This is a genomic window from Agrobacterium sp., assembly GCF_059499945.1.
In genome coordinates this window covers 206,020-232,124 of record NZ_JCABZP010000015.1, presented here as the reverse complement: position 1 = coordinate 232,124, position 26,105 = coordinate 206,020, and the positions used below count along the sequence as shown (strand labels likewise).

Annotated in this window: 19 protein-coding genes; 13 read left to right on the top strand and 6 right to left on the bottom strand. The window is 60.4% G+C overall.

The features are described from left to right. Nucleotides 1-37: 37 nt before the first annotated feature. Complete coding sequence (locus AC5I5B_RS18630) at nucleotides 38-754, top strand: FadR/GntR family transcriptional regulator (protein ID WP_111834204.1); 717 nt, start codon at nucleotides 38-40, stop codon at nucleotides 752-754. On the opposite strand, the gene AC5I5B_RS18625 is transcribed toward AC5I5B_RS18630, so the two are convergent. After that, the gene (locus tag AC5I5B_RS18625) at nucleotides 723-2,150 is read right to left on the bottom strand and encodes an aspartate ammonia-lyase (protein WP_003506082.1); all 1,428 of its coding nucleotides are present in this window, start codon (nucleotides 2,148-2,150) and stop codon (nucleotides 723-725) included. The genes AC5I5B_RS18630 and AC5I5B_RS18625 overlap by 32 nt on opposite strands. 270 nt (nucleotides 2,151-2,420) lie before the next feature. On the opposite strand from AC5I5B_RS18625, the gene AC5I5B_RS18620 reads away from it, so the two are divergent. The 9 genes from AC5I5B_RS18620 to AC5I5B_RS18580 all read left to right on the top strand — a co-directional run bounded on the left by AC5I5B_RS18620 (nucleotide 2,421) and on the right by AC5I5B_RS18580 (nucleotide 13,351). Beyond that, nucleotides 2,421-3,878, top strand: coding sequence for an amino acid permease (locus AC5I5B_RS18620; protein WP_111834203.1), 1,458 nt, complete (start codon nucleotides 2,421-2,423; stop codon nucleotides 3,876-3,878). Further along, nucleotides 3,875-4,828: an asparaginase gene (locus tag AC5I5B_RS18615; RefSeq protein ID WP_003506085.1), complete on the top strand. Its 954-nt coding sequence runs from the start codon at nucleotides 3,875-3,877 to the stop codon at nucleotides 4,826-4,828. The genes AC5I5B_RS18620 and AC5I5B_RS18615 overlap by 4 nt, the downstream gene beginning before the upstream one ends. A gap of 318 nt (nucleotides 4,829-5,146) precedes the next feature. After that, entirely contained in the window at nucleotides 5,147-5,236 is a 90-nt protein-coding gene (gene kdpF / locus AC5I5B_RS18610) for a K(+)-transporting ATPase subunit F (RefSeq protein ID WP_003506089.1), read from the top strand. Nucleotides 5,237-5,269: 33 nt separating this feature from the next. Beyond that, entirely contained in the window at nucleotides 5,270-6,973 is a 1,704-nt protein-coding gene (gene kdpA, locus AC5I5B_RS18605; RefSeq protein WP_111834202.1) for a potassium-transporting ATPase subunit KdpA, read from the top strand. Between the two features lie 9 nt (nucleotides 6,974-6,982). After that, on the top strand, nucleotides 6,983-7,147 hold the full coding sequence (locus AC5I5B_RS18600; RefSeq protein WP_162993069.1) for a hypothetical protein: 165 nt from the start codon (nucleotides 6,983-6,985) through the stop codon (nucleotides 7,145-7,147). A 44-nt stretch (nucleotides 7,148-7,191) separates the two neighbouring features. Further along, nucleotides 7,192-9,276, top strand: coding sequence for a potassium-transporting ATPase subunit KdpB (kdpB, locus tag AC5I5B_RS18595; RefSeq protein ID WP_111834201.1), 2,085 nt, complete (start codon nucleotides 7,192-7,194; stop codon nucleotides 9,274-9,276). Between the two features lie 12 nt (nucleotides 9,277-9,288). Further along, a complete protein-coding gene (gene kdpC, locus AC5I5B_RS18590) occupies nucleotides 9,289-9,855 on the top strand; it encodes a potassium-transporting ATPase subunit KdpC (RefSeq protein ID WP_003506097.1) in 567 nt (188 codons plus the stop codon). A gap of 55 nt (nucleotides 9,856-9,910) precedes the next feature. Further along, nucleotides 9,911-12,613 carry a DUF4118 domain-containing protein gene (locus AC5I5B_RS18585; protein ID WP_020809068.1) on the top strand — a complete coding sequence of 901 codons (2,703 nt, stop codon included), beginning with the start codon at nucleotides 9,911-9,913 and terminating at the stop codon, nucleotides 12,611-12,613. A 48-nt stretch (nucleotides 12,614-12,661) separates the two neighbouring features. Beyond that, the gene (locus tag AC5I5B_RS18580; RefSeq protein WP_003506100.1) at nucleotides 12,662-13,351 is read left to right on the top strand and encodes a response regulator transcription factor; all 690 of its coding nucleotides are present in this window, start codon (nucleotides 12,662-12,664) and stop codon (nucleotides 13,349-13,351) included. A gap of 28 nt (nucleotides 13,352-13,379) precedes the next feature. Here AC5I5B_RS18580 and AC5I5B_RS18575 read toward each other — a convergent pair whose 3' ends face one another. Continuing rightward, nucleotides 13,380-14,432, bottom strand: coding sequence for a threonine aldolase family protein (locus AC5I5B_RS18575; RefSeq protein WP_020809067.1), 1,053 nt, complete (start codon nucleotides 14,430-14,432; stop codon nucleotides 13,380-13,382). A 369-nt stretch (nucleotides 14,433-14,801) separates the two neighbouring features. Here AC5I5B_RS18575 and gltB point away from each other — a divergent pair, with 369 nt between their 5' ends. From gltB to AC5I5B_RS18560, 3 genes are read left to right on the top strand one after another with little or no spacing between them, the layout of a single operon-like run. Next, entirely contained in the window at nucleotides 14,802-19,547 is a 4,746-nt protein-coding gene (gltB, locus tag AC5I5B_RS18570) for a glutamate synthase large subunit (protein WP_111834200.1), read from the top strand. An 8-nt stretch (nucleotides 19,548-19,555) separates the two neighbouring features. Beyond that, on the top strand, nucleotides 19,556-19,714 hold the full coding sequence (locus AC5I5B_RS18565; RefSeq protein ID WP_162695503.1) for a hypothetical protein: 159 nt from the start codon (nucleotides 19,556-19,558) through the stop codon (nucleotides 19,712-19,714). Nucleotides 19,715-19,729: 15 nt separating this feature from the next. Beyond that, nucleotides 19,730-21,184, top strand: coding sequence for a glutamate synthase subunit beta (locus AC5I5B_RS18560; RefSeq protein ID WP_080864730.1), 1,455 nt, complete (start codon nucleotides 19,730-19,732; stop codon nucleotides 21,182-21,184). Between the two features lie 85 nt (nucleotides 21,185-21,269). Here the strand turns inward: AC5I5B_RS18560 and AC5I5B_RS18555 are convergent, their stop codons facing one another. The 4 genes from AC5I5B_RS18555 to AC5I5B_RS18540 form a co-directional block, all read right to left on the bottom strand. Continuing rightward, entirely contained in the window at nucleotides 21,270-22,625 is a 1,356-nt protein-coding gene (locus AC5I5B_RS18555) for a sensor histidine kinase (RefSeq protein WP_111834199.1), read from the bottom strand. Next, nucleotides 22,622-23,296, bottom strand: a complete 675-nt coding sequence (locus AC5I5B_RS18550; RefSeq protein WP_020809062.1) for a response regulator transcription factor — start codon at nucleotides 23,294-23,296, stop codon at nucleotides 22,622-22,624. Before AC5I5B_RS18550 ends, AC5I5B_RS18555 begins: the two co-directional genes overlap by 4 nt. Nucleotides 23,297-23,547: 251 nt before the next feature. After that, nucleotides 23,548-24,783, bottom strand: coding sequence for an SGNH/GDSL hydrolase family protein (locus tag AC5I5B_RS18545; RefSeq protein ID WP_111780745.1), 1,236 nt, complete (start codon nucleotides 24,781-24,783; stop codon nucleotides 23,548-23,550). A 63-nt stretch (nucleotides 24,784-24,846) separates the two neighbouring features. Next, entirely contained in the window at nucleotides 24,847-26,070 is a 1,224-nt protein-coding gene (locus AC5I5B_RS18540; RefSeq protein ID WP_080864733.1) for a lytic murein transglycosylase, read from the bottom strand. Nucleotides 26,071-26,105: the final 35 nt, after the last annotated feature.

Sequence of the window (26,105 nt, the reverse complement as noted above, 5' to 3'; positions counted from 1 at the left end):
ATATTGCGGACATATTGAGAGTGCGGAGGGTTTAAAGATGGGCGGGTTGTCGGATTGGCTTGCGGATGGGCAGCCGATCAATCGCAAGAATGCCGCAGAAGCGGTGTTCGATGATATCCGTTCCGCCATCACCTCGGGGCAGCTTGCGGTCGGCATCCGGCTGCCTTCGGAAGCCCATCTGGCAGCGCGATATGGCGTCAGCCGGCCGATCATTCGCGAGGCGCTGCGCTCGCTCCAGACCCTGGGGTTGACGCAGACCCGCACTGGAAGCGGCACCTATGTGATGACGCCGACGCCACCTTCCGAATTAAATTACGGCGCCTATTCCGCCCGCGATCTGATCGAGGCCCGCCCCTTCATCGAGGTGCCGGCGGCCGGTTGGGCGGCGTTGAGGCGGACCGATGCCCAGCTGGAGGTCTTGCTTGACCTCTGTGATCGGATGGAAGCCGAAGAAAGGCCGCATCCCTGGGTGCTGCTGGATGGGCAGTTTCATTGCGCCATTGCGGAAGCTTCGGACAACAGGCTGTTCGCCAAGGTGGTGGCCGATGCCCGTGAGGCCCTATCCCAGCAATCCGAGATGGTGAACCTGATGGCCGGCCGCCGCGTCGCGTCGAATTTCGAGCACCGCCGGATCGTCGAGGCGATCCGACGGGGTTCAGCGCCAGAGGCGCGGGAGGCGATGGAGCTTCACCTTGGGCAGGTGAAGCAGGTGGTGACGACGATCATTGGCGAAGATCGGCTTCGCCAGCCGTGACGGCAGGCAGGTTGGCAAGGTGTCGCGGGCTCAGCGCCTGCTGCAATTGCGCATCGGTGAGATAACCGCGCTCCAGAACCACCTGTGGCACCGTGCGGCCGCTGGCAAGCGCTTCCTTGGCTACTTCCGTTGCCGCATAATAACCGATCAGCGGGTTGAGCGCGGTGGCGAGACCGATCGATTCTTCCACACGCTGCGCCATGATGGCGGGATTGGCCACGATGCCGTCGACGCAGCGTTCCGCCAAGGTGCGGCAGGCAGCGCTGAGCTGGCTGATGCTCTGTGAAAGCGCGCGCACGATGATCGGCTCGAAGGCGTTCAGCTGCAGCTGCCCGGCTTCGGCGGCCATGGTGATGGTGATGTCGTTGCCGATCACCGCATAGGCCACCTGATTGACCACTTCGGGAATGACCGGATTGATCTTGCCCGGCATGATGCTGGAACCGGCCTGAACGGAGGGCAGGGTGATTTCGCCAATTCCGGCGCGCGGGCCGGAAGAGAGCAGCCGAAGATCGTTGCAGGTTTTCGACAGCTTGACGGCAACGCGTTTCAGCACGCCGGAGAGATGCACGAAGGCGCCGGGGTCCTGCGTGGCCTCGATCAGGTCGGCGGCCGTCACCAGCGGTCGCCCCGTCAGTTCCGCCAGATGCTGGCAGGCAAGCTCGGCATAACCGCGCGGCGCATTGAGCCCGGTGCCGATGGCGGTGGCGCCAAGGTTGATCTCGTGTAGTAGTGCCACGGATTCGATCAGGCGCGCCTGATCTTCGCCAAGCATCACCACGAAAGTACGGAACTCCTGGCCGAGCGTCATCGGCACGGCGTCCTGCAATTGCGTGCGGCCGATCTTGATGAAGCCGGCAAATTCCTGCGCCTTGCGGTCGAAAGCGTCCTTCACAACGCCCATGGAAGCCGCCAGATCATCGATCGCCTCGATCAGCCCGACATTGATTGCGGTCGGATAGGCGTCGTTGGTCGATTGGCTGAGATTGACATGATCATTCGGGTGAAGGCGGGCATAATCGCCTTTTTCGTGGCCAAGCAGTTCCAACGCGCGGTTGGCGATGACCTCATTGGCATTCATGTTGGTAGAGGTGCCGGCTCCGCCCTGAATTTCATCCACCACGAATTGCTCATGCAACGCGCCGGCGCGGATTTCGCGGCAGGCCTCGGCGATGGCTTCCATTCGTTCGGTGTCGAGCAGGCCGAGCTCGTGATTTGCGCGTGCCGCCGCCTCCTTCACATAGGCCAGTCCCCGGACGAGATAGGGGTTGTGGCCAATGGTCACCCCGGTGATCTTGAAGTTTTCCACAGCGCGCGCGGTGTGCACGCCCCAATAGACATCCGCGGGAATTTCCTTCGTTCCGAGCAAATCATGCTCCCTGCGCGTCACGCTCACTGTGTCCTCCACTGGCTTTAAGCGTTGCAAAATCTGTAAAGCTGTCTTACAGATTTGATGACCATATTCCCAAGGAGGGGGAAGGTCAATATTGCCCGGTGGCTCTTGACGAAAGCCAGTCTCTGCAATTAAGAGGGCAAAAATCTGTCATGCAGCTTTACAGCATGCGCGCATTCGCTGGCCATATTTCCAGCCTTGGGGACGACGCCAGTTCCACTTTGATTTCCGGCTTATTGCCGATTACAAGCGTTTTATCGGGAGGATAAATCCATGCATTCTGGAAAAACGGCACCCGCCGAACGTGAGGTCTTCATCGAAGAGGACCTCGGTTACCATAAGGCCTTGAAGCCGCGCCAGATCCAGATGATCGCCATCGGCGGCGCTATCGGCACGGGCCTCTTTCTGGGTGCGGGCGGGCGTCTAGCGCAGGCCGGTCCGGCGCTGGTTTTCGTTTACGCGCTCTGCGGTTTCTTTGCATTTCTGGTGCTGCGCGCGCTAGGCGAGCTTATCATGCATCGCCCGAGTTCCGGTTCCTTCGTCTCCTACGCCCGCGAGTTCTACGGCGAGAAGATGGCCTTCGCGGCCGGCTGGATGTATTGGCTGAACTGGGCGATGACCTCTGTGGCCGATGTGACCGCCGTCGCCCTCTACATGAATTTCTTCAAGCAATACGTGCCGTGGCTGGCGGGTATCGATCAGTGGGTGTTCGCGATGACGGCACTGGTCGTCGTGCTGGCGATGAACATGCTGTCGGTGAAGGTCTTCGGCGAGCTGGAATTCTGGTTCAGCCTGATCAAGGTGCTTGCGCTCGCCATTTTCCTCGTCGTTGGCGTCTATTTCGTCATTTTCGGCACGCCCATCGAAGGCCACGTTACCGGCTTCAGCCTCATTACGGATAATGGCGGCTTCTTCCCGAATGGCATTCTTCCAGCCTTCGTCATCATACAGGGCGTGGTGTTCGCCTATGCCTCGATTGAGCTGATCGGCACGGCGGCGGGCGAAACTGAAGACCCGCGCAAGGTCATGCCGCGCGCCATCCGCGCCGTGGTCCTGCGTCTCGTCGTGTTTTATGTCGGCTCGGTACTGCTGTTCACGCTGCTTTTGCCCTACACCGCTTACAAGGCCGGCGAGAGCCCGTTCGTCACCTTCTTCGGTTCCATCGGCGTTGAGGGTGCCGATGTGATCATGAACCTCGTCGTTCTGACCGCCGTGCTGTCCTCGCTCAATGCCGGTCTTTATTCCACCGGCCGCATTCTTCATTCCATGGCGGTTTCCGGCTCGGCTCCGGCAGCGCTGGCGAAGATGAACAAGAATGGCGTGCCTTATGGCGGCATTGCGGTCACGGCCGTCGTCACCGTTCTCGGCGTGGCCCTGAATGCGGTCGTTCCCTCCGCCGCTTTCGAAATCGCGCTCAACCTTTCGGCGCTCGGCATCATCTGCGCATGGGCGGTCATCGTGCTTTGCCAGCTGAAGCTCTGGCAGCTTTCCAGGCGTGGCGAGCTTGCACGTCCGGATTTCCGCATGTTCGGCGCGCCCTACACCGGCATTCTCACGCTCATCTTCCTGTTCGGCGTGCTGGTTCTGATGGCCTTCGACTATCCCGTCGGCTCCTGGACCATCGCCTCGCTGCTCCTCATCATCCCGGCGCTCGTCATTGGCTGGTATCTCTTGCGTGAGCGCATCCACCGTCTGGCGGCCGAGCGTGCCGGTGCAGGAGCGTCGCATTGAGCGGGCAGGGCGCAACGCCTCTGGTGGCGGTCATCGCCACCGGCGGCACCATCGCCAGCCGGCGTAGCGCCGATGGCGTCAGCACGCCCAGCCTTTCGGGTGAGGACCTGCTGACGCTGGTTCCGCAAATCAGCGCCCGGCTGAAGCCGGTCGATCTGATGGCGAAGGATTCCTCCAGCCTGACATTGGCAGACATGCAGCGCATCAGCGATGCGGTGGGGGCAGAGCTTGATGATCCCGCCGTTGCCGGCATCGTGGTTCTGCATGGCACCGACGCCATGGAAGAATCCTCGCTGCTCGTGCATTTGCAGCAGGCCATCACAAAGCCGGTGGTCTTCACCGGCGCGCAGTTTACGGCAGACCATAAGGACGCGGACGGGCCGGCCAATCTGGCCCGGGCCATAGAAACAGCGCTCGATCAGGCGAATGCCGGGAAGGGCGTGCTTCTCTCCTTCGGCGGCCGCTGTCTGCCTGCCTGGGGGCTTTACAAGCTGAGCGCGGACGAGGCGGACGCCTTCCGCTCGGCCCGGCCGCTGGCTGCTGCCGCAACGCTGCGGCTTGCCGCCCCGGTAACCGATCAGCGCGTCGATATCGTCGCCATTCATCCCGGCTGTGATGCCACCCATATTGATGCAAGCCTGCAGGCGGGCGCGAAAGGTATCGTTCTTGCGGCGCTTGGTTCCGGCAACGCCAATCCGCGTATCGCCGAAGCCGTGAAGCGCTGCGCCGAACGCAACGTTCCCGTCATCGTTTCCAGCCGCGTGCCCGAAGGGCGGCTCGTGGCAAGTTACGGCGGCGGCGGCGGCGGGCATGATCTTGTCGCGGCGGGCGCCGTACATTCATCCACGCTTCGTCCGGGACAGGCCCGCATTTTGCTGGCCGCGCTGCTGGCCGATAAAAGTCCGGCGGAAACCATCATGTCCGCTTTCAGCGACAGCCCGCTCTCTTAAGTAGCGGCAGCGATGTCCTCGACCGGCGGGCGTCGAAATTCCTATAGGATTCCTATTTTATTGCCTCTGTGGCCGTCTCGAACCTTTATGCGGTTCGGGTGCATTCTTCTGTGCGGGAAGGGATGGTGTTCCCTTCTCAGCCAGAAAGATTGAAAAGCGACGTCCCACATGACGGCGCTTTTCTTCCTGTCCGGCTCCTCGAATAAAAAGGAGTCCCATCGATGATGGATGTTGTTCTGATCGGTGCAGCCACGGTGTTTTTCGCCCTCTGCTTTGCCTATACGCGCGCCTGCGACCGGCTTTAGACGGGAGGCTGCGATGACATTCGACTATATCTTGAGCGGCGCCGTCACGGTCTTTATCGCCGCCTATCTCACCTATGCTCTCATTCGCCCCGAACGTTTCTGATCGGGAAACGACGGCTATTGAAAGTTCAATACCATGACCCTCAATGGATGGTTTCAGGTCCTGCTTTTCTGCGGGATCATTTTTGCGCTGGTGAAGCCGCTCGGCTTCTATATGGCGCGTGTCTTTAATGGCGAACGCACCCTGCTGTCGCCGGTTCTCGCACCCGTCGAGCGCGGCCTTTATGCCCTTGCCGGGACAAGCGAGCGCGAGGAGCAGCACTGGACGACCTATGCCTTCTCCATGCTTCTCTTCAACCTCCTCGGTTTTGCCCTGCTCTATGCCCTGATGCGTTTTCAGGCCGTGCTGCCCTATAATCCGCAGGGAATGGCGGCGGTTGGGCCGGAACTCTCCTTCAATACGGCGGTCAGCTTCGTCACCAACACCAACTGGCAGAATTATGGCGGCGAAAGCACGCTGTCCTATCTGACCCAGATGGCCGGTCTCACCGTGCAGAACTTCGTTTCCGCGGCGACAGGCATGGCAATCGCCATCGGCCTCATCCGCGCTTTTTCACGCGCCTCCGGCAAGGCGATCGGCAATTTCTGGGTGGATATGGTCCGCTCAACGCTCTACGTGCTTTTGCCCCTCTGCATCGTGCTGACCCTCATCTATGTGGGGCTCGGCGTGCCGCAGACCCTTGGCGCCTATGTGAATGCGCAGACGCTGGAAGGCGTGCAGCAGACGATTGCCGTCGGTCCCGTGGCGTCGCAGCTGGCGATCAAGATGCTGGGCACCAATGGCGGTGGTTTCTTCAACGCCAATTCCGCGCATCCCTTTGAAAACCCCGACGCCATTTCCAACATGATCCAGATGGTGTCGATCTTCGCGATCGGCGCCGCCTTCACCAATGTTTTCGGCCGCATGGTTGGCAACCAGCGCCAGGGCTGGGCGATCCTCGCCGCCATGGGCGTGCTGTTCATCGCCGGCGTCGCCGTTACCTATTGGGCGGAAGCGGCCGGAAATCCGCTGATGCACAGCTTCGGCCTTGCCGGCGGCAATATGGAAGGCAAGGAAGTCCGTTTCGGCGTGGCGCTCTCGTCGCTCTTCGCAGTCATCACCACCGCTGCGTCCTGCGGCGCGGTCAATGCCATGCATGGCAGCTTCACGGCGCTGGGCGGTCTTGTTCCCCTCATCAACATGCAGTTGGGCGAGGTGATCGTCGGCGGTGTCGGCGCGGGCTTCTACGGCATCCTGCTCTTCATCGTCATCGCCATCTTCGTGGCGGGTCTGATGGTCGGACGCACGCCGGAATATCTCGGCAAGAAGATCGAGGCCAAGGAAATGAAAATGGCGGTTCTGGCCATTCTCTGCCTGCCGCTCGCCATGCTGGCTTTCACGGCAACGGCCACCGTCCTTCCCTCGGCCGTGGCGTCGATCGGTACGGCGGGACCGCACGGCTTCTCCGAAATCCTCTATGCCTATACCTCCGCCGCCGCCAATAACGGCTCCGCTTTCGGCGGGCTGACGGGTAATACCACCTGGTACAACATCACGCTTGGCCTTGGCATGCTGATGGGTCGTTTTCTGGTGATCATTCCGGCGCTCGCCATTGCCGGTTCGCTGGTCGCCAAGAAGACCGTTCCGGCCTCAGCCGGCACCTTCCCGACGGATGGTCCGCTCTTCGTCGGCCTGCTTGCCGGCACGATCCTGATTGTCGGTGGTCTCACCTTCCTGCCAGCGCTCGCACTCGGCCCCGTTGCCGAACATCTTGTCATGGCGGCGGGCCAGCTCTTCTGAGGTGATGCCATGAATGACGAAAAGTCTCGAAGTAACCGCATCGTCTCCGCCCGCAAGGTCGCTCCCAGCAAGGGGAGCGCCACGCCCGGCGGCTGGTGCGCCTCCAATCTCATTCTTGCGATGATGGCGGCTCTGTTCGCCGCCGTCGTCGCTCTCGAAGTTATCACGGGCTGATCGACCCTTATCGGTCGCCCCGTTTCAAACGCTGGAGCCTCTTCATGAGCCAGTCCAAACAAGCGAGCATCCTTGATTCTCGCATTCTCGTGCCGGCCATTGCCGCCGCATTCAAAAAGCTCAACCCGCGCACATTGGCGCGCAACCCGGTCATGTTCGTGGTGGCGACAGTGTCGGTGCTGACGACAGTGCTGTTCATCCGCGATCTCATCACCGGTGGCGCCAATCTCGGCTTTTCCTTCCAGATCAATCTCTGGCTCTGGTTTACCGTGTTGTTCGCCAATTTCGCGGAAGCCGTCGCCGAAGGGCGCGGCAAGGCGCAGGCGGATTCGTTGCGCCGGACCCGCACGGAGACCCAGGCGAAACTGCTGACCGGCGATGACCGCAGCCAATATAAAATGGTGGCGGGCACCAGCCTGAAGGTGAACGATGTCGTTCTCGTCGAGGCGGGCGATATCATCCCCTCCGACGGTGAGGTCATCGAAGGTGTCGCCTCCGTCAACGAGGCGGCCATCACTGGCGAATCCGCCCCCGTCATCCGCGAATCCGGTGGCGACCGCTCGGCGGTCACCGGCGGCACGCAGGTGCTGTCGGACTGGATCAGGGTCCGTATCACCGCCGCTGCCGGCTCCACCTTTCTCGACCGGATGATTTCGCTCGTCGAAGGTGCTGAACGCCAGAAGACGCCGAACGAGATCGCGCTCAATATCCTGCTGGCCGGCATGACGCTGATCTTCGTTCTGGCCACAGCCACCATTCCGAGTTTCGCGGCTTATGCCGGCGGTTCGATCCCGATCATCGTGCTGGTGGCATTGTTCGTGACGCTCATCCCGACCACCATCGGTGCGCTTCTATCCGCCATCGGCATTGCCGGCATGGACAGGCTGGTGCGTTTCAATGTGCTGGCCATGTCCGGCCGCGCCGTCGAGGCTGCGGGCGACGTGGATACGCTGCTGCTCGACAAGACCGGCACCATCACCCTTGGCAACCGTCAGGCGACCGAGTTTCGTCCCGTTGCCGGCGTTTCCGAGCAGGAACTGGCCGATGCGGCGCAGCTTGCCTCCCTTGCCGACGAAACGCCGGAAGGCCGCTCGATCGTGGTTCTGGCCAAGGAAAAATACGGTATCCGCGCCCGCGACATGCAGAAACTCCATGCGAATTTCGTACCTTTCACCGCCCAGACCCGAATGAGCGGTGTCGATTTCGAAGGTGCTTCCATTCGCAAGGGCGCGGTCGACGCCGTTCTTGCCTATGTTGATGGCGGCGCTCCGCAACAGGGCAATGTGGCGCTTGCCGTCAAAACCGAAACGGACGCCACGCGCGGCATCCGGGCAATTGCGGAAGAGATCGCCAAGACCGGCGGCACGCCGCTCGCCGTTGTGCGCGATGGAAAATTGCTCGGCGTTGTGCAGCTGAAGGACATCGTCAAGGGTGGCATTCGCGAGCGTTTTGCGGAGCTTCGCCGCATGGGCATCCGCACGGTGATGATCACCGGCGACAATCCCATGACGGCCGCGGCAATAGCGGCGGAAGCAGGGGTGGATGATTTCCTCGCCCAGGCGACGCCGGAAAACAAGCTGGAGCTTATCCGCGAGGAACAGGCTAAGGGCAAGCTTGTCGCGATGTGCGGCGACGGCACCAATGACGCTCCCGCGCTGGCCCAGGCCGATGTCGGCGTTGCCATGAACACCGGCACGGTTGCGGCCCGTGAGGCCGGCAATATGGTCGATCTCGACAGCGATCCGACCAAGCTCATAGAGATCGTCGAAATCGGCAAGCAATTGCTGATGACGCGCGGTGCGCTGACGACGTTCTCCATTGCCAACGACATCGCCAAATATTTCGCCATCATCCCGGCAATGTTCCTGGCGCTCTATCCGCAGCTTGGCGTTCTGAACGTGATGGGGCTTTCGACACCCCAGAGCGCCATCCTGTCAGCCATCATCTTCAACGCGCTCATCATCATCGCGCTGATCCCCCTGTCGCTGAAGGGCGTTAAATATCGTCCGATTGGCGCCGGCGCGCTGCTGTCGCGCAATCTGGTCATCTATGGCCTCGGCGGCATCATCGTTCCCTTCATCGGCATCAAGGCCATTGACCTCGCTATTACGGCGCTCGGTCTCGCCTGAGGAGTAAAGACAATGTTTAAACAGCTTCGTCCCGCACTGGTGCTCATCCTCGCCACCACCGCCATCACCGGCCTTGCCTATCCCTTGGGCATGACAGGTCTCGCGCAGGCGATCTTCCCCTTTCAGGCAAATGGCAGCCTGGTAGAAAAAGGTGGTGCCGTGGTGGGTTCGCAATTGATCGGGCAGGCCTTCACCGGTGAGAAATATTTCCACGGAAGGCCGTCCGCTGCCGGCGATGGTTATAATGCCGCTTCGTCTTCCGGCTCCAATCTCGGGCCGACGAGCGCCAAGCTCATCGACCGGGTGAAACAGGATTACGAGGCCGCAAAAGCCGAAAATCCGGAGGCCGAGGTTCCCGCCGATCTGGTAACGGCTTCGGGCAGCGGCCTTGATCCACATGTTTCGCCTGAATCCGCCTATTTTCAGGTTCCCCGCGTGGCCAAGGCGAGGGGCATGGATGAGGCGTCCCTGCGTAGCATCATCGAGCGCCATGTCGAAGGACCGGAACTCGGCTTCATGGGAGAGCCTGTCGTGAATGTGCTGGCACTCAACATGGCCCTTGACGCAGCCGGCTCATGAATTGAAATGGCTATGGCTTGTTCGCAAGCCATAGCCTCGACCACTGGTGGGTTAAATGCCTGACGACAATCGTGATATGCCGAGCCGACCATCGCCCGATGCGCTGCTGGAAAACGCCCGGCGCGAGGCGCGGGGCCGGTTGAAGATTTTTCTGGGCGCAGCGCCCGGCGTCGGCAAGACCTATGAAATGCTGATGTCCGGCCGGGCGAAGCTGGCGGATGGTGTGGATGCCGTCATCGGCGTCGTTGAAACCCATGGCCGGCGGGAAACCGAAACGCTGGTGCAGGGTTTCGAGATCATCCACCGCCGTCGCATCGATTATCGCGGTCAGGTGCTGGAGGAGATGGATCTCGATGCCATTCTGGCCCGTCGTCCCGCTCTGGTTCTGGTCGATGAACTGGCTCACACCAATGCCACTGGCAGCCGCCATCCCAAGCGTTATATGGATGTTCAGGAGATTCTGGCGCAGGGCATTAACGTCTATACGACGCTGAATATCCAGCATGTCGAAAGCCTGAATGACATCGTTGCGCAGATCACCCGCATCCGTGTTCGTGAAACGGTGCCTGACAGCATCATCGACCGGGCCGACGATGTCGAAATCATCGATATTACTCCGGACGATCTGATCAAGCGTCTTCAGGATGGCAAGGTTTACCTGCCCCGCACCGCCCGGCGCGCCATCGAGAATTATTTTTCGCGCGGTAACCTCACGGCCCTGCGAGAGCTTGCGCTCCGGCGCACTGCCCAACGGGTGGATGAGCAATTGCTCAACCACATGCAGTCCCATGCCATTTCCGGGCCCTGGGCGGCGGGAGACAGGGTTCTGGTCTGTCTCGATCATGGCGGCAATGGTCCGGGGCTGGTGCGTTACGCCCGCCGACAGGCGGATCGCCTGCGTGCACCCTGGACGGCGCTGCATCTCGATACCCCGCGTTCGCAGCAATTATCGGAGGCGGAAAAAGACCGGCTGGCGGGCACCATGCGGCTCGCGCAGCAGCTTGGCGGCGAGACGGTGACCCTGCCGGCACTGGACCTGACCCGTGAGATCATCTCCTACGCCAATGCCAATAATTTCACCCACATCATCATCGGCCGCCCGCGAAAATCCTGGTGGCAGCGAATTTTCCAGCGTTCGCTGACGCATGATCTGATCGACCACGCGGGCGATATCAGCGTGCATGTCATTTCCGGCGACAAGAGGGAAGAAAAGCAGGGTCAAGCCGTAAAGCCCGCACCGGCGCGGTCACGCCAGTCCTTCCGGTCCTATCTCAACAGCACCCTGTTTGTTGGGCTGGCGATCGTGGTCGGCATCGTGCTCGATCAGACGCTCGATGTGCAGAACCTCGCGCTTGTTTTCCTGATGGCCGTTCTGGCGGCCGCCGTGCGCGGCGGTTTGGGCCCGGCGCTTTATGCTTCGCTGCTTGGCGCGGTCGCCTTCAACTTCTTCTTTCTGGAGCCCCGTTACACGCTGACGGTCAGTTCTCCGGACAGCCTTGTCGCTCTTTTGTTTTATTTTGGCGTGGCGCTCGTCGCCTCCAACCTCACCGTCGCGGTGCAGCGGCAGGCGGCCTCCGCGCGGGCAAGGGCACGAACGACGGAAGATTTGTATCTGTTCTCCAAGAAGCTTTCGGTGACCGGAACGCTGGACGACGTGTTGTGGGCAGCCGCTTTCCAGATGGCCTCGATGCTGAAGGTTCGGATCGTTCTGCTTCTGCCGGAAAACAATACGATAGCGGTCAAGGCGGGATATCCGCCTGATGATACGCTTGTCGATGCCGATATTGCTGCAGCCCAGTGGGCCTGGGAACACAACAAGGCTGCGGGCAGGGGCGCAGATACGCTTCCCGGCGCCAAACGTCTTTATCTGCCCTTGCGCACTGGCAGTGGCGCCGTCGGCGTGGTGGGGCTGGACGATGACCGGCTCGGCCCGCTTCTGACACCGGAGCAGCAACGGCTGTTTGACGCATTGGCGGATCAGGCGGCACTCGCCATCGAGCGGATTCAACTCGTCTCTGACGTCGACCGGGCAAGGCTTGCTGCGGAAACCGACCGGCTGCGCACCGCGCTGCTGACATCCATTTCACATGATCTCAAGACGCCGCTTGCGGCCATCCTGGGTTCGGCCGGAACACTGAAGGATTTCGGCGAGGACATCCCGCCGGATGCGCGCGGCGAACTGCTTTCGACGATCATCGAGGAATCCGAGCGGCTGAACCGGTTCATCTCCAATCTTCTCGATATGACGCGGATCGGTTCGGGCGCCATGGAGCCGAATTATGGTCTGCATTTCCTGGGCGATATGGTCGGAACCGCGCTGTCGCGCGCGGCAAAAATCGTCGTCAGGCATGAGATCGTTCTGGATATTCCATCCGACCTGCCGATGCTGAAGGTCGACCCCGTGCTTTTCGAACAGGTCCTGTTCAATCTCATCGACAATGCCGCCAAATACGCTCCCGAACATACGACCATCGAGATTCGCGGCTGGCGACATGGCAAGAATATCTTCCTGTCTGTAGCCGATGCGGGGCCGGGTATTCCACCCGATGATACCGAGCGGGTGTTTGACAGTTTCTACCGGGTGCGCAAGGCGGACCATGTGCAGGCCGGAACGGGTCTCGGACTGTCCATCTGCAAGGGGTTTATCGAGGCCATGGGCGGGTCGATCCGCGCGGAAAACAGGCCGGGTCGCACCGGTGCGCAGTTTACCGTCAGTCTGCCGGTTCCTGCCGATGCGCCTGTAATAGATCATGATTAAGGCACGATTGCCGGCGACAAGCGGCTATGCCGCTGAAGGAGATCGGGAATGACCAATTCCGCCGTTCGTATTCTGATCATCGACGACGAACCGCCGATCCGCAAGCTTTTGCGCGTGGGGCTGTCGACTCAGGGATATTCGGTGAGCGAAGCGATGAATGCGAAGGTCGCCATGGAGCTGGTCAGTGAGGACAAGCCGGATCTCGTCGTTCTCGATCTCGGCCTGCCGGACATGTCGGGGCATGATCTCTTGGCGAAATGGCGCGGCGAGGGCCTGGCGCTGCCGGTTATCATTCTCTCCAGCCGCACGGATGAGGCGGGTATCGTCAAGGCGCTGGAACTGGGGGCGGATGACTATATCACCAAGCCTTTCGGCATGAACGAACTCGTCGCCCGCATCCGTGTTGCTCTGCGCCATCGTCTGCAAAGCCAGGGGGAGAGGCCGGTGTTTCAGACCGGCGACCTCTCCGTCGATCTGGTCAGACGCATCGTCCGGGTGGAGGACCGGGAGGTGAAGCTCTCGCCGAAGGAATATGACATCCTGCGGGTTCTCGTGCAGCATGCCGGCAAGGTTCTGACCCACCGTTTCCTGCTGGAGCATGTGTGGGACGAACTGACCGACGTGCAATATTTGCGGGTTTATGTGCGCCAGCTTCGCCAGAAGATCGAAAAAATTCCGGATCAGCCCCGTTATATCCTGACGGAAACCGGTGTGGGTTATCGGCTGCAGGAGGTGTGAGGGCGTCGCGATGCGACGCCCTGATATTTCAGACGGCAGCGCAGATCGACAGGAATTCGTCCACATCGGCCTCGGTTGTCGCGAAGCTGGTGACCATGCGGATCAGCATCTCGTCCTTGCCGACTTCTTGCGGCATATCGCGCGGTTCCAGCCAATCATAGAACTTCGCACCCTTTGCCGTAGCAGCTTCGGCGGCAGCCTTCGGCAGAATAGCGAAAACCTCGTTCGCCGTGGTCGGCCAGGCAAGGCGGGCGCTGTTTAGCGAAGCGAAACCGGCGCGGAGCCGGTTGGCCATGGCATTGGCGTGGCCGGCGAGACCGAGCCACAGGTCGTCCTGCAGATAGGCCTCGAACTGTGCGGCAATGAAGCGTGATTTCGAAAAAAGCTGGGCGGTGCGTTTGCGCAGAAAGGAAAAGTCCCGGGCGAGCGAGGGATCGAAGAAGACGATTGCCTCCGCGCACCAGCAGCCGTTTTTCGTGCCGCCGAAAGACAGGACGTCGACGCCGCGTTTCCACGTCATTTCGGCGGGCGTGGTGCCGAGTGCGGAAAGCGCATTGGCGAAACGCGCGCCGTCCATGTGTAGCGGCAGGCCGTTGTCTTTTGCGATTTTGGCGATGGCGTCGATTTCATCGAGCGTATAGACGGTGCCGGCTTCGGTTGCCTGCGTCATGGTGATGGCCGCGGCGCGGCCGTGGTGCACGGCATCCTGCGGATAACGGGCAATGCGTTCGATCAGGTTTTCCGGCAGCATCTTGCCGTTCGGTCCCTCGACTGCCACCATGCGCATGCCGGAAAAGAAATCTGGCGCGCCGCACTCGTCCTCGATCACATGCGCTTCGGAATGACAGAAGGTCAGGCCGCCAGCGCGGGCAATGCTGGCCAGCGAAAGCGAATTGGCCGCCGTGCCGGTCGCGACGAAAAATACCGCGACTTCGCGTTCGAAAATCTCGTTGAAGCGTTTTTCGATGGAGAGATCGAGTTCGCTGGTGCCATAAGCTGCGGCAAAGCGTGTGGATTCCCGCGAAAGCCGTTCGTTGACGGCCGGATGGGCGCCAGCCCAATTGTCTGAAGCAAAAAACATCTCTGAAGGCTTTCCGATAGCTGAGGTTCTGTTCGGGCTGTTCGAAGCGATAACGGGAAAGTTCTAGGTCGGAACATTGAGATTGGCAAATCCGGTAATGAAAGCAACGGGTCGGGCTGCTTTGCGACAAGAAAGTTTCGCACAATAGGTCAGTATCGAAACTTCGCTGCAAAATGGGGCTTTCACTAATTGGATTCGCACCCTTGCAAAATTCGCCCGTTTCTGTCAAAATCCTCGTGAATTGAGACAGCTTTGCTGTCCTAAATTTGATCGAGCCGGGTTGAATACGGGTTTTGCGGGAAGCGAAAATTCGTGTCGAGCCGGATCTTCGCATGAAACCATGCAAGTAATTTTGCAGGAGGGACAAAAATGACGAACAAGCCGCAGGCCGACATCGCCGCCGCAACCCTGACCACAGACTGTCCCACCGCGGCTGCGGCCGCACCCGTTTCTGCGAAAGCGCGTTTCGCGGGCGGCTTGCCGGAAAGGCAGGGTCTTTACGATCCCGCCAATGAACATGATGCCTGCGGCGTCGGCTTCGTTGCCCATATGAAGGGCGTCAAGTCGCACCAGATCGTCAAGGACGGCCTGTTCATTCTCGAAAACCTGACGCATCGTGGTGCCGTCGGTGCCGACCCGCTGATGGGCGATGGTGCGGGCATTCTAGTGCAGATTCCCGATCGTTTCTTCCGCGAGGAAATGGCCGGGCAGGGCGTGACGTTGCCAAAGGCTGGCGAATATGCTGTCGGTCACATCTTCATGCCGCGCGATCCTTCCCGCATCGAGCACTACAAGAAGGTGATCGTTGACGTCATCGGTGAGGAGGAGCAGCAGTTCCTTGGCTTCCGTGATGTGCCTGTCGATAATTCCTCGCTCTCCAAGGCGCCGGATATCGCAGCGACCGAACCGCACCATGTTCAGGTCTTCATTGGTGCCGGGCGCGACGCTGCCACCAATGCTGATTTCGAGCGCAAGCTGTTCCTGATCCGCAAGGTTCTCTCCAACCGCATCTACGACGAGGGCGGCGGTAAGGAAACGCAGGATTTCTATCCCGTCTCGCTGTCCTCCTCCACCATCGTCTACAAGGGCATGTTCCTCGCCTATCAGGTTGGAGCCTATTACAAGGATCTGGCGGACCCGCGTTTCGAATCCGCGGTTGCGCTGGTGCACCAGCGTTTCTCCACCAACACCTTCCCGTCCTGGAAGCTCGCGCATCCCTATCGCATGGTCGCCCATAACGGCGAGATCAACACGCTGCGCGGCAACGTCAACTGGATGGCGGCGCGTCAGGCGTCTGTTTCGTCGGCGCTGTTCGGTGACGATATCTCCAAGCTCTGGCCGATTTCCTATGAAGGCCAGTCGGACACCGCCTGCTTCGACAACGCGCTCGAATTCCTCGTGCGCGGCGGTTACTCCATGGCCCACGCCGTGATGATGCTGATCCCGGAAGCCTGGTCGGGCAACCTGTCCATGTCGGCTGAACGCAAGGCTTTCTACGAATATCATGCCGCGCTTATGGAGCCGTGGGACGGCCCGGCCGCCGTTGCCTTCACCGACGGCAAGCAGATCGGCGCAACCCTCGACCGTAACGGTTTGCGCCCGGCGCGCTATCTCGTCACCGACGACGACCGCGTCATCATGGCATCCGAAGCCGGTACGCTGCCGGTGCCGGAGGAACGCATCATCAAGAAGTGGCGCTTGCAGCCGGGCAAGATGCTGCTGATCGACATGGAAAAGGGCTCGATCATTTCCGACGAGGATGTGAAGCACGAGCTTGCTGCCAAGCACCCCTATCGCACCTGGCTAGACCGTACCCAGCTCATTCTTGAGGATCTGAAGCCGGTGGAGCCCCGGGCGCTGCGGCGTGACGTGTCGTTGCTCGATCGCCAGCAGGCCTTCGGTTACACCAGCGAAGATACCAAGCTCCTGATGTCGCCGATGGCAACAACGGGCCAGGAAGCCATCGGCTCGATGGGTACCGATACGCCGATTTCGGCCATGTCGGACAAGTCCAAGCTGATTTACACCTATTTCAAGCAGAACTTCGCGCAGGTGACCAACCCGCCGATCGATCCGATCCGCGAAGAACTGGTGATGAGCCTCGTTTCGTTCATTGGCCCACGCCCGAACCTTCTCGATCACGAGGGTGCGGCCCGTGCCAAGCGTCTGGAAGTGCGCCAGCCGATCCTCACCAATGGCGATCTGGAAAAGATCCGCTCCATCGGCCACACCGAAGACCGTTTCGATACCAAGACGCTCGACTTTACCTATGATGTGGAGCGCGGCGCCGAAGGCATGCCTGACATGCTCGACCGCCTGTGCGAGCGGGCTGAATCCGCTGTTCGCGGTGGTTACAACATCATCGTTCTGTCCGACCGCCAGCTCGGCCCGGATCGCATTGCGATCCCCGCGCTGCTGGCGACGGCTGCCGTGCATCACCACCTGATCCGCAAGGGTCTGCGTACCTCGGTCGGCCTCGTCGTTGAAACCGGTGAACCGCGCGAAATCCATCATTTCTGTCTGCTCGCTGGCTATGGCGCGGAGGCGATCAACCCCTACCTCGCCTTCGACACGCTGCTCGACATGCACAAGCACGGCGCCTTCCCGAAGGAAGTGTCGGACGACGAAGTCGTCTATCGCTACATCAAGGCGGTGGGTAAGGGCATCCTCAAGGTCATGTCCAAGATGGGCATTTCCACCTACCAGTCCTATTGCGGCGCGCAGATTTTCGACGCCATCGGCCTGTCGTCGGAATTCGTCGAGAAGTATTTCTTCGGCACCGCCACCTCCATCGAGGGCGTGGGTCTGACCGAGATCGCCGAGGAAACCGTAACGCGCCACACGGCGGCTTTCGGCAAGGATCCGATCCTTGCCAACACGCTCGATATCGGCGGCGAATATGCCTATCGCATGCGCGGCGAAAGCCACGCCTGGACGCCGGATGCCGTCGCCTCGCTGCAACACGCCGTGCGCGGCAACAGCCAGGAGCGCTACCGTGAATTTGCCGACATGGTGAATGAGACGGCGCTGCGCATGAACACCATTCGCGGCCTGTTCAAGGTCAAATCGGCGGAAGCGCTCGGCCGCAAGCCGGTTTCCATCGACGACGTCGAACCGGCGGTCGATATCGTCAAGCGGTTCTCGACGGGCGCCATGTCCTTCGGCTCGATCAGCCGCGAGGCGCATACCACGCTTGCGATTGCGATGAACCGCATCGGCGGCAAGTCCAACACCGGCGAAGGCGGCGAAGAATCCGACCGTTACATGCCGCTTCTGAATGGCAAGCCGAACCCCGAGCGTTCCGCCATCAAGCAGATCGCATCCGGCCGCTTTGGTGTGACGACGGAATATCTCGTCAATGCCGACATGTTGCAGATCAAGGTCGCGCAGGGTGCCAAGCCAGGCGAAGGCGGCCAGCTGCCCGGCCACAAGGTGGATGCGACGGTTGCAAAGACCCGTCATTCCACGCCGGGCGTCGGCCTCATTTCGCCGCCGCCACACCACGATATCTACTCCATCGAAGATCTGGCGCAGCTGATCTACGACCTGAAGAACGTCAACCCGGAAGCAGATGTTTCTGTGAAGCTGGTGTCGGAAGTGGGCGTTGGCACGGTTGCGGCGGGTGTCGCCAAGGCGCGCGCCGACCATATCACCATCGCCGGTTTCGATGGCGGCACCGGTGCTTCGCCGCTGACGTCGCTGAAGCATGCCGGTTCGCCCTGGGAAATCGGCCTTGCCGAAACCCAGCAGACGCTGGTGCTGAACGGCCTTCGTTCGCGCATCGCGCTGCAGGTGGATGGTGGTCTGAAGACCGGCCGCGACGTCATCATCGGCGCGCTGCTTGGTGCGGATGAATTCGGCTTTGCCACCGCGCCGCTGATTGCTGCGGGCTGCATCATGATGCGCAAGTGCCATCTGAACACCTGCCCCGTCGGCGTCGCAACGCAGGATCCTGTTCTGCGCAAGCGCTTCAAGGGCACGCCGGAACACGTCATCAACTACTTCTTCTTCGTGGCTGAAGAAGTGCGCGAAATCCTCGCCTCGCTTGGCGTTACCAAACTGGACGAGATCATCGGCGCTTCCGAACTCCTCGAAAAGGATGAGATGCTGGCGCACTGGAAGGCCAAAGGTCTGGATTTCAGCCGCATCTTCCACAAGGTAGAGGCTCCCAAGGAGGCAACCTTCTGGACCGAGCGTCAGAAGCACCCGATCGACGATATTCTCGATCGCAAGCTGATCGAGAAGTCGCTACCGTCGCTGGAAAACCGCGAGCCTGTCGTTTTCGAAGTCCCGATCAAGAACGTCGACCGTTCCGCCGGTGCCATGCTGTCAGGCGCGCTTGCCAAGCGCTGGGGCCATAAGGGTCTGAAGGACGATACGATCCACGTGACGCTGCGCGGCACGGCCGGTCAGTCCTTCGGCGCGTTTCTCGCTCGCGGCATCACCTTCGATCTGGTGGGTGACGGCAACGACTATGTCGGCAAGGGTCTTTCGGGTGGCCGCATCATCGTGCGCCCGCCGGAAAACACCCGTATCGTCGCGGAAAACTCGATCATTGTCGGAAACACCGTTCTTTACGGCGCCATCACCGGCGAGTGCTATTTCCGCGGTGTTGCGGGTGAGCGCTTTGCAGTGCGCAACTCCGGCGCGGTCGCGGTTGTCGAAGGTGTCGGCGACCACGGTTGCGAATATATGACGGGCGGTATTGTCGTGGTGCTCGGCGAGACGGGCCGCAACTTCGCGGCCGGCATGTCCGGTGGCGTGGCGTACGTTCTCGACGAGAAGGGCGATTTCGCCACCCGCTGCAACATGGCCATGGTCGAGCTGGAGCCGGTTCCGGAAGAGGACGACATGCTCGAGAAGCTGCACCATCACGGTGGCGACCTCATGCACAAGGGACGCGTTGACGTATCCGAGGACATGACGCGTCACGACGAGGAGCGGCTCTACCAGCTGATTTCCAATCACTTCCACTACACCAACTCTGCACGCGCCAAGGATATACTCGACCGCTGGAGCGAGTTCCGTCCGAAATTCCGAAAGGTCATGCCGGTCGAATACCGTCGTGCGCTTGAGGAAATGGAGCGCATGCGCATGGGCGTGGCGGCGGAATAATCCGCCGCGTGAGGATACTACACCAACTGGTCTCGCTGATGATCGCGGTCGCCGTTCTCATGGTGATCTATTGGACAAGCGGCGAGACCGGATTTGAATTCATCGTATTGGGGGCGGCTTTCGGTTTCGCTTACTGGTACTGGGGCCCAACAGGCGCTCCGCTTTGATGTGAGGACATAAACGTGGGCAAGGTTACAGGTTTTCTTGAGATCGACCGGCAGGTGGGCAAGTATCAGCCCGCATCGGACCGTATCCGCCATTTCCGCGAATTCACCATTCCGATGTCGGATGCCGAGGTGCAGAAGCAGGCGGCGCGCTGCATGGATTGCGGCATTCCCTACTGTCACGGCCCGACGGGCTGTCCCGTGCATAACCAGATCCCCGACTGGAACGATCTGGTTTATAACAACAATTGGGAAGAGGCGATCCGCAACCTCCATTCCACCAACAACTTCCCGGAATTCACCGGCCGCGTCTGTCCCGCACCCTGCGAGGAGGCCTGCACGCTGAACCTCGAGGATGCGCCGGTCGCCATCAAGACCGTCGAGCAGGCGATTGCCGACAAGGCTTACGAGCTGGGCTTCATCGTTCCGAAGCCGGCGACGATCCACACCGGCAAGAAGGTTGCCATCATCGGCTCCGGTCCCTCGGGCATGGCCGCTGCGCAGCAGCTTGGCCGCGCCGGTCACGAGGTTCACGTCTATGAGCGTGAATCCAAGCCCGGCGGATTGCTGCGTTACGGTATTCCGGATTTCAAGATGGAGAAGAACTTCATCGATCGCCGTGTCGAGCAGATCAAGGGCGAAGGCGTCACCTTCCATTGCGGCGTTAATGTCGGCGTGGATGTAACGGTCGAAGCGCTTCTGGCCGATCACGATGCGGTTCTTTATTGCGGCGGTTCGGAAACCCCGCGTCCGGCCGGTATCGGCGGTGCCGATTTTAATGGCGTTTATGATGCCATGCCTTATCTCGTGCAGCAGAACCGCCGTGTCGGCCGTGAAAACATCGACAGCATCGGCTGGCCGGCCGATCCGATCCTCGCCGGCGGCAAGCATGTCGTCGTTGTTGGTGGTGGTGATACGGCCTCTGACTGCGTCGGCACGGCTTTCCGTCAGGGTGCAGTGAAAGTCACGCAGCTCGACATCCGCCCGATGCCGCCGGAAAAGGAAGACAAGCTTGCGGTATGGCCCTTCTGGGCAACGAAGATGCGCACCTCGTCCTCGCAAGCCGAAGGCGCCGTTCGCGAGTTCCAGGTTGCCACGCTGGAATTCGTCGGTGAAGACGGCGTTCTGACGGGTGTGAAGTGCTGTCAGGTGGATGATCGTCGCAAGCCGATCGCCGGCACAGAATTCATCATCAAGGCTGATCTCGCCTTCATCGCCATCGGTTTCTCCGGTCCCTTCACCGATAGCGTGCTGAAGGAAATGGAAGGTCAGCTGACGCTGAATACTGACCGCCGTGGCTCCACCAACGTGGTCGCCAACGAAACAGATTACAGGACCTCGGTCGACAAGCTGTGGGCGGCGGGTGACGTACGCCGCGGCCAGTCGCTGGTGGTCTGGGCCATCCGCGAGGGCCGTCAGGCCGCACGCGCGATCGATGAGGCGCTGATGGGGGCGACCGTTCTTCCGCGCTAAGCACCGAAGATAATACGACCGGAAAAGGCCTGTTGCGTTTGCAACAGGCCTTTTCTTTTTGGCTTCGAAAATGAGGACTTCTTCGTCAGCAATAGGGAAGGGTGATACGGAAGCAGGCGCCACCGGTGGAAGCATCGCTGATGGTAATCTCTCCGCCATGATAGCGCATGATCTCCTGCACGAGGTTGAGCCCGAGCCCGGTGCCGCGATCCTTAGGCCGCAGGCGGTGGAAGGCATCGAAAATCAGCTCCCGTTCCTCTTCGGGAATGCCATTGCCTTCGTCAGCTATCTCGATCACCCGGTTCGCCGCGACCCGCATCGTGATCGTTCCGCGATTGCCGCCATGTTCGATGGCATTCTGCACGATGTTCATCAGGGCGCGCTGCAACGAGGCGTCGTCGGCAAGGGCGAGGATCGGCTCTTCCTCCGGCTCAAAGGAGAGCGCATATCCCTGTGATATGGCGAGCGGAGCCATATCGGCGACGACCGACCTGCAAAGGCCGACAAGATCAAGCGGTACCAGAGGTGCCTTCTGCCCGCCGAGACGTTGTAGATCCAGCAATTGTTCGGCCAGCACGGCAATGCGGCTGGCATCCGCCAAAATTCTGTTTCGGGCCGGGCCGTCCAGCAGCGTTTCAACGCGGGTCTGGAGAATGGCGACGGGGGTCCGCAATTCATGGGCGGCATCGAGAATGAAACGCTTGTGCCGTTCGTAGCCGTCATCCAGCCGTTTCAGCGCGCCGTTGACGGCATGCACGAGCGGTTGCACCTCTCGTGGAATATCGCCATCCGGCAATCGATATCCACGTCTGTCGATATCTATGGTTTCCGCTGTCCGGGCAATGGCGGAAAGGGCGCGAAATTCCCTGCGGATGAGCCAGGGAATGGCGACGATCGTCACAATGGACATGAGAATGAGGACCGGCATGATCAGTATGTTTGAGAACAGCAGGACGGGGAAAGTCATGCTGAACGGGCCGCCCTTGCCGATCATGACGAATTCTCCCGCTGGGCCGGAGGCGCGACGAACGACGGCGATGCGCACCACGGCAAGATAGGAATAGGAAAGCGCTGCGTCGCGTACGTCCGAGATCCTGACGTCGCTAAGCTGTTGATCCATGTTGCTGAAGGCCTCAGGCACCTGCCCGCCCTGAACGATCTCGCCTTTTTCGCTGACGGCGACAAACCAGAAATCAGAGGTGCCGTTGCGCAGGTCGATGAACTCAGGTTTTTCCCTGAGAACCAGCCGATTATCCTTATCGCGCACGATCGCATTGGCGGTTATCTGGGCCGCCTCAGGGCTGAGCAGCGCGCTGCCCGCACCGCCACTCGACATATAGGTGATGATGGCCGCGGTAACGATGAAAAGGCTGCCGATCTGGAACAGCAGCAATTGAATGGTGAGGCGGCGTTTGAGCGATTTTCTTTTGGCCGGTTTCATAAGGTGGCCCTCAGGAGATAACCGACGCCACGAATGCCGTGGACTTCGAGACCCGCATCTGCGGCCGCCAGTTTGCGGCGCAAGCGGGAAATATGGGAATCGAGCGCATTGGACTGGATCTCATCATCGAAATTATAGACAGCGTCCTCGAGCAATGAGCGCAGCACCGTTCTGCCCTGCCGCCGCAACAGGGCTTCGAGGATCAGCAGTTCCCGTCTTGTCAGTGGAAGAAATTCACCCATGATGCGCACTTCGCGGGTTTCGAAGCAGAATTCCAGCCTGCCGAGCTTTGCTGTCATCGTGACCGCACCCGCCGGCCGGCGCATCAGGGCCCGGATGCGAGCAAGCAATTCCTCGACGGCGAACGGCTTGGCCAGATAATCGTCCGCACCGAGATTGAGGCCATTGACCCGATCCGCAAGCGAACCCTGCGCCGTCAGCACGATGACGGGCGGGGTGATGGGCAGGAGGCGCAAATCTTCTATCAGCTGGATGCCATCGCCATCAGGCAATTGCCGATCAAGCACAACGAGGTCGTGAACACCATCCATGATGGCGTGACGGGCAAGATCGAGCGTGCCGACGGTATCCACGATAATATCGAACCGGTGGAGCGCGGCGGACAGGGCTGCTGCCATTTCGCGTTCGTCTTCAACAAGCAGCAGGCGCATGAATTCATCTCGGCATTGTCCGGCGTACCTTCCGGGAAGAAGGGGCGCGGGCGAAAGGCAAAAAAAGACGGCGCCGCTGACGCTACGGACGAGCGAGGCGTCGCCGTCAAATAAATATCGCCATGCAAAAGGGGGACCGGGGGTGGTGGATGGCCAACCCCGCATTCCTGCAAAGCTGTACCTACCCTGTCATGCGCGGATTGCCTAAACATTACGCCCGCTGCGGGGCGGTCAGGCCGCTGCGAAAGTGCTTATTGTTTGGCCTGTGTGGTATCCGGCGCCACACGATAATCATCGATGCGGCCTGCCGGTGCATCGGCCATCTCGCCGCGCTTGGTCAGCCTTTCGCGCGGCGATTCCACAACGGATACGCGTGTGGGGCCGGCGGTCAAAGGGGCGTCGCCAAGCAGCTTGTCGCCGCCATCGAGATTGGGATCGGTCAGGCTGATCGGCTGGGTCCGCACCTGCCCCGCATCGATGCCAAGTGCGGGCAGGGAGGTGAGCGCCGGCAGATTGCTGCCGTCCAGTTTCACGAGGTCCGGTCCGGCGCTATCAAGGTGCCGGCGCACGAATTTTTCGACGTAAAATGCAAGCTTGCGCTTGCCGGCCTGTGTCATGCCGATGCCATCAGCCTCACGCAGACGGGCCTGCTGGCCGTTCATGTCGTAGCCGGTGATGACGAATTTTCCCGCCTCATCGACGAAACCGTCCCAGACATCCACGAATTCACCGCCATATTTTTCGACATGGCTGCGATAAAGCCGGTTGAAGCCGACGAGATCGGCCGAAAGCGATGGCGACTGGAAGGCCGGAACGCCAACCCAGAGCAGCGGCACCTTCTGGCGTCCGGCAAGGGTCAAAAGTTCGTCGATCCGCCGTTCATATTCCTTGAACCAGGCCTCCGTGCCGAATTTCTCCCTGATATCGCCGATCTGCATCTGCTGGCGATCATTCGATCCCATCATGATGACGATGGTGGCCGGATTGGTCTCGCTGATGAATTGCGGCAGGTTTTTGAACCAGTCGTAATAATCGGTGCGGACGAGGCCGGAAGAGCCGTTGGCACGCACATCGACGGTGATTGCCGGCGAGCTGGCAAAGGCATTGACCAACTCTTCCCCCATGCCGCCGGCGAGAAAATCGCCGATGACCAGAACGCGCCTTGCATTTTCAAGCTTGGCTGCCGGTTCCGGTTTTGCGGTCCGCATCTGCACCACCGAGGGCGCTTTTCTGGCGGGTTGCGGGCGGGTGACCGATCGTTCACGCGGAGCAGAGGGAAAATCCCGGCGGTTGCGGGGCTGGTATTCGCGGCCGGATCCGCCATCGCGGCCCACAGGTTTGCCAAAGAGCATTTCAAACAGGGTGCGCCGTTGCTCCTGTGCGAAGCTTTCGGAAGGAACGAGCGGCAGTGTAAGCACAGCGGAAAGAAGGACGGCGCAGAAACGCCAGCCGGTTCTTCCGTTTTTCGCCGCAGGTTTCCTACTCATGACATCAACCTTTCCGGATGCATCGACGGCGCCCATGACGCCGCCGAATTCGCCGGCACATTATCAATTGCGCAGGGCTCTCAGCAACCGCTGCGACGGCTGACCGTCGGTTTCCATACCCATGCGCGACTGGATGGCGCTGATGGCGGCTTTCGAACCGGAGCCGAAGTTCCCGTCAACCTCGCCATCATAATAGCCGAGTTCCTTCATGCGGGTCTGGAGTTCGAATTTTTCACGAATATCCAGCGTCCCGTCGGGACGCGGCCATTTCTGTTGCATGCCGCCATAACCGGCAATCTCATCCGCAAGCAGGCCGACAGCCAGCGCATAGCTGTCGGAAGCGTTGTATTTCTTGATGGTGAAGAAGTTCTTCATCACCAGGAAACCGGGGCCGTTTGCGCCACCCTGCAATTTCAGCATGGCGCGATCGGAACCGCGGGTAAAGTTCTTGCCGTTCGGACGGGTGAAGCCAAGCTTTGCCCATTCCGCAATGGTCTTCGTCTGCCCTTCATAACGGGCGCCGCCACGCGGAACGGCGGTTTCGTAACCCCAGGTGCGGCCGGGCTCCCAGCCGTTCTTGGAAAGAAGATTGGCAGCGGTTGCCAGGGCGTCGGGAACGGAATGCCAGATATCGCGCTTGCCGTTGCCATCCGCATCGACGGCATAAAGCAGGTAGCTGGTGGGGATGAACTGGGTGTGACCCATCGCGCCCGCCCAGGAACCCGTCAGCTGTTTCGGTGTCACGTCGCCCGCCTGAAGAATCTTCAGAGCGGCGATCAGTTGCGTGCGCGCGAATTTGGCGCGCTTGGGATCGGAATAGGCGAGCGTTGCCAGCGCCTGCGGAATGTTGTGCAGCCGCTCCGGTTTTTCGAGAACCGCGCCGTAATTCGATTCCATCGACCAGATGGCGAGAATGATGTGCTTGTCGACATTGAAGTTACGCTCGATCCAGTTGAGCGTCGTCGCGTGCTTCATCTTCATTTCGCGGCCGATCCGCACCGTGTACGGATTGACGCGGGAATCGAGATAATCCCAGATCTGCGTGGTGAATTCCGGCTGGAAGGTGGCCTTGCGCAGCGCATCCGGATCCGGCTCGCTGACACCGGCAAAGGCCTTCTGATAGGTCGCCTTGCTAATGCCTTCTTTCGCGGCTGTTGCATAGAACTGGTTGATCCACTGACGGAATCCCTGATCGGCGCGGGCTGAAACGGGCGCCAGCGAGATTGCCAGGCCTGCAACCACCATGCAGCCGAATTTGCGGACATCTGAAAGGATCATCTTTGTCATCGTCTGTCTTTCGTTCTCTCGAATGTCATTTCGAT